Source organism: Terriglobus sp. YAF25 (assembly GCF_052113305.1).
Classification (GTDB): Bacteria; Acidobacteriota; Terriglobia; order Terriglobales; family Acidobacteriaceae; genus Terriglobus.
The window spans coordinates 1-4,816 of the sequence record NZ_JBFRCY010000591.1 but is presented as its reverse complement, the minus strand read 5'-3'; the positions used below and the strand labels follow the sequence as shown (position 1 = coordinate 4,816).

The following is a 4,816-nucleotide window of genomic DNA, read 5'->3' as shown; positions in this document are numbered from 1 at the left end:
GCGTCGGAGTTGCCGAAATAATGGGCAAAGATCCGGTCGCGGACTAATCCGACAACACGGCTGAGCAAAATGCCCGTGGCAACGGCCAGTGCGTGTGTCTTGGTGGAACTGCTGCGAACTTGTGTCTTCAAACCATGATTATAAAAACTCTTTGCTATTTCGTAATAAGAAGGACTTGCTTCTCCAACAGATCGCACCTCAGCGGCTAAAGCCGCATATCTTTCACCTTTGTATCGGCACGGCTGAAGCCGTGCCCTTAAGCACGACATCGCGCTACGCGCGAACGGATACAGGGCGGATCGTGCTCAGCTCCGTCCTCCCGTTGCGCGTAGCGCAACCATTTCGCACCGCAGGTGCGAATGCCTTGCTTGAGGGGACGGCTTTTAGCCGTACCGTATCAAGGTCAAAAGACATGCGGCTTTAGCCGCCGAGGGCAATGTATCGGAGAAGCAGATTTCTCCGCTGACGCTCCGAAATGACAAACAAAAGTATCCCGGGAGGAACGTGCAGCGGGTTCACTACGGAAAACGCCCATCGATGCGCAAACCTACACGACACCTACAGGAAAAATGCTCTATCGTTGACACGACCCGCGAGAGGTAAGACATGAAAATCCGTACTACATTGCTTGGTGGCGTTCTCGCTTGCTTCTCTGCGGGATTAGTTCACGCGCAGGCGTCAGCACCGCAAGTAAAAACCGCACAGGGCGAAGCCGTGGGTAAATGGATTCACGACGGCAAAGAGAAGGCCTTCCTCGGTTTGCCCTACGCCGCGCCTCCTGTGGGCAATCTTCGTTGGAAAGCTCCTGAGCCGCCCTCCGCATGGAGCGGCACTCGCGATGCGACGAAGTTCGGCCATCGCTGTCAGCAATGGCATATCTGGGACGATTACATCTTTACTGACGCCGGTCCTTCCGAAGACTGCCTCTATCTCAATGTCTACACACCTGCGGCGGCGAAGCAGGGCAGCAAACTCCCCGTCATGGTCTGGATCCACGGTGGAGGCTTCCTCGCCGGTGCAGCTTCTGAGCCGCGCTATACCAATCCCGCGCTCGTAGCAAAGGGTGTCATCGTCGTCACGCTGAACTACCGCCTGAACGTCTTCGGTTTCCTCGCCAGTGAAGACCTGGCCAGAGAACAGGGCGGCCACGCCGGTAACTATGGCTTTATGGATCAGGTGGCCGCACTGCGCTGGGTGAAGGCTAACATCGCAGCATTTGGCGGCGATGCAAACAACGTCACCATCTTCGGTGAAAGCGCCGGCTCCTTTGCGGTGAGCGCGCTCACCGTAGCGCCCTCGGCACGCGGACTCTTTCACAAAGTCATCGGAGAGAGCGGAGCCTTCTTCGGTAGCACCATTCCAATGACCGCGGCCAACGAACGCGCCAAACGCGATCAGGCTTTCGTCGCCGCACTCGGCGCAAACAATCTCGAAGAACTTCGCGCCCTACCCGCCGGCAAGATTCTGGAAGCCACACAGAAGCAGAGCGGCATCGGCTTCTCCGCCGTTGTCGACGGAGCCTTCCTTCCGGAGTCCCTGCCAGATGCCTACGCCGCAGGCCGGCAGACGCATGTGCCCTCCATCATCGGCTGGAATCGTGACGAACGCGCCGGCACGCTCTCCAAAGACATGACCGCTGAAAAATGGAAGGCCTACGCCAAAGAGCACTATGGCGCAAAGGCTGATGAGTTCCTCGCAGCTTTCCCGGCAAGCACCGACGAGCAGGCCATTCGCTCGGCGGACGACTTCACCACCAACGGCTTCATTGCCATGGGCGCATGGAGATGGGCCGAGGCGCAAAGTAAGACAGGACAGTCACCGGTCTATCGCTTCCGCTTCGTGAGCATCTTCGTTGCTCCGAATATATTTTGTTTGTCATTTCGTGGCGTCAGCGGGAAGATCTGCTTCTCCGATACCAAGCCCTCAGCGGCTAAAGCCGCGTGTGTTAGGCGCTTGTTCGGCACGGTTAAGGCCGTGCCCTTAAGCAAAGCATTCGCGCGAAGCGCGAAGAAAGACAATGCTTTTGTTTCGCATCGCTTCACGAGAAAACTTATTGAACCGTTGTGCGTAGCGCAACCAATCGCACCCAAGTGCGATTGTCTTGCTTGAGGGGACGGCTTTAGCCGTCCCGTACAACGTTCGAGAGACACGCGGCCTTAGCCGCTGAGGTTCAAATTCAATACGCCCGAACATCCATGCCGTACAAACACGAGGGCCGGACAGTCGTCCGGCCCTCGTTCTTCCTACTTGTCCGACATCGATGGCGGCGCCTCACCCGTATCCCAGTGCGTTGGTTTATCCGTCATCACCAGCTTCAACTCTCCGCCGGCAACAAGCTGTTCATGCGTGAACCACGAACGCTGATACGGCTTACCATTCCACGTCGCGCTCGCAATATAAATATTGCTCGACGACAGGTTCTCCGCCAGGACCGAGAACTGCTTGCCGTTACCCAGCGTGATCGTCGAACGCGGAAACGACGGCGAGCCGATCAGATAGACATCCTGCGCCGCGACCGGGAAGTAGCCCATACGGTTGAAGACATAGAACGAGCCCATCGCGCCCGAGTCATCGTTACCTGGCAACCCGGCCTTGCCGGAGTGATAGCTGGCATCGAGCACCGCATGAATCGTCTTCGCGGTGCTGCTCTGCTCGCCGATCCAGTTATAGAGATACGGCGTCAGGAAGCCGGGCTCATTGCCTACATCGTAACGATAGCGAAAGCGATGCTCTCCGGCCTCAGAGAAGAACAGGTCGAGCCGCTTCTTGAAGGCCGCATCGCCGCCGATCGTCTTGATCAGCTCACGCACATCCTGCGGTACATAAAGAGAGTAGGTCCAGGTGCTGGCCTCGTAGAAGTTATCCGTATACCAGGTGCCCACCAGGCGCGGATTGAACTGCGCCTTCCAGCTTCCATCCGCATGCTTCATCCAGATGAAGCCCTTGATGTCGCCGCCCTCGGTGTGGTCCACCGCTTCGGGATACCACAGCTTCTTCCAGTTGCTCGAGCGCTCCGCAAAGAGCTTCGCATCGGCATCGTGCTGCAGCCCCTTCGCCAGCAACGCTACAGCATAGTCGTTCGCCGCGTACTCCATTGAGCGTGAACCTGGACGGTCCGCTCCGCCGGCAGGGTCGGAGTGCTCGATTGAGAGATATCCCAGCTTCTTCCACTCGTCCATGTCACCGCGGCCGAAGCGAATGGGATCGGTCGACTCCACATCGGCGTCATGCCGCATGGCCTTGTACACACGCTCCCAGTCGAGGCCCGGAACATGCTTTAGATAGGCGTCGGTGAACATCATCTCTGCGTCAGAGCCGCCCTGCGTTCTTCCCGCGAAGTTGCCGGAGCGGCCATCGACGAAGAAACCGTCGTGGTCTTGAATCTCCAGCAGCGACTGCAGAATGCCGGCCACGCGCTTCGGCGCGATCAGAGTCAGCAGCGGCGTCGAAGAACGGAAGGTATCCCAGATGCAGTAGAAGTCGTCGTAGTACGGAAGAGTGCTCTTCCACAGCGGATTCTCACCAGTGCGATCCACCGGCATCAGCATGGAGTGATACAGCCCCGTGGCAAACTGCTGCCGCTCATCCGCTGTGCCGCCCTCCACCTTGGTCGTCGATAGCTCCTTGTCCCACGCCGCAACCACTGCCTTGCGTGTGCCGTCGAAGTCGAAGCCGGCAACCTCAGTCATCGCATTCTTCTTCGCCTGCTCGATCGAGACAAACGAAACACCCACCTTCACGATCACTGGCTTTGCGCCAGGGGCAAAGGTCAGATACGCTCCCGTGCTGACGATCGGCGCCGGAGGCTTCGGCAGCGTCTTCATCGTGAACGGCATCTTGTAGCTCGCCGTCTTCGCGCCATCCTGTGGAGCCTTGCCGTCCTCCCAGATGCCGCTGGTCACTGCAGGGGTATCGGTCACCAGGTAGAAGTACACCCGCATCGGCGTGGTCTGGATATTCCATCCGATCACTGAGTCCTGTTCGCCGGCGATCTCTGTCGGCGATAACACCTGCACCTCGGTCGAAGAAACGATCTGGCCTTCGTCATAACGATGAGGCGAATCATGCAGCTTCATCAGCAGATGGCCAACATCCACCAGCAACGTGCGCTGCTGCCCGTCAGGATATGTAAACCGATACACAGGCGTACGTCGCGCCGTCGTGATCTCCGCACGGATGCCCGTGTCACCTAGACCGACTGTGTAATAACCAACCTCGGCATGCTCATCCTTGCGCGGCACCGAGCTGTGCGCCGGATCAGCCTTACCCAACATCGGCTGCACCGAGATATTGCCATACTTCGGCCCACCGCCCGTCCCTGAAACATGCAGTTGTGAGAAGCCGTTCAGATTACCCGTAGCCGCCCATCCGGCGTTGCCCTGGTTGGTCCCATAGTCAGGTCCGGGTTTCGCCATGCCGAAGGGCAGCGTAGGCCCCACGAAAACATTCCCGCCTTTATCGGCGCCCAACATGGGATCGATCTCAGAAGCCTTCTGCGCCCACAACGCGGCAGACATACACGAAACAAAAACAAGAGTATTGCGGAAAAGATGTCGCATCACAGACGTCTTTTATACTCCACCTGCGTTAACGATGTCGCTATTGGATGGGATGGGTGGGAGCAGCGGCTATAGCCCTGACCCTTCCTTCCGAAGAAGATAAAGGCCCAGGGCTAAAAGGCCCGATCTATAGAGCCGCGCGCGACCGCCTTTTCTTACCTATGGGCGCCAAAATACATGGGAAGAAAAGCAGATTTCTCCGCTTCCTCCGACCGCTACGAAATGACAAACAAAAAGGCTGTTGAACTAGATATCCC

The 4,816-nt window shown here is 57.7% G+C and carries 2 protein-coding genes; one reads left to right on the top strand and one right to left on the bottom strand.

The features are described 5' to 3' along the window. Window positions 1-606 precede the first annotated feature (606 nt). Window positions 607-2,109 carry a carboxylesterase/lipase family protein gene (locus AB4043_RS20695; RefSeq protein ID WP_442307952.1) on the top strand — a complete coding sequence of 501 codons (1,503 nt, stop codon included), beginning with the start codon at window positions 607-609 and terminating at the stop codon, window positions 2,107-2,109. Window positions 2,110-2,243: 134 nt separating this feature from the next. Here the strand turns inward: AB4043_RS20695 and AB4043_RS20690 are convergent, their stop codons facing one another. Then, the gene (locus AB4043_RS20690) at window positions 2,244-4,559 is read right to left on the bottom strand and encodes a GH92 family glycosyl hydrolase (protein ID WP_442307953.1); all 2,316 of its coding nucleotides are present in this window, start codon (window positions 4,557-4,559) and stop codon (window positions 2,244-2,246) included. Between the last annotated feature and the right edge of the window lie 257 nt (window positions 4,560-4,816).

Excerpts from the sequence above, each read along its gene's own strand:
- AB4043_RS20695 (WP_442307952.1), top strand. The coding sequence starts at position 607 with ATGAAAATCCGTACTACATTGCTTGGTGGCGTTCTCGCTTGCTTCTCT.
- AB4043_RS20690 (WP_442307953.1), bottom strand. The coding sequence starts at position 4,559 with ATGCGACATCTTTTCCGCAATACTCTTGTTTTTGTTTCGTGTATGTCT.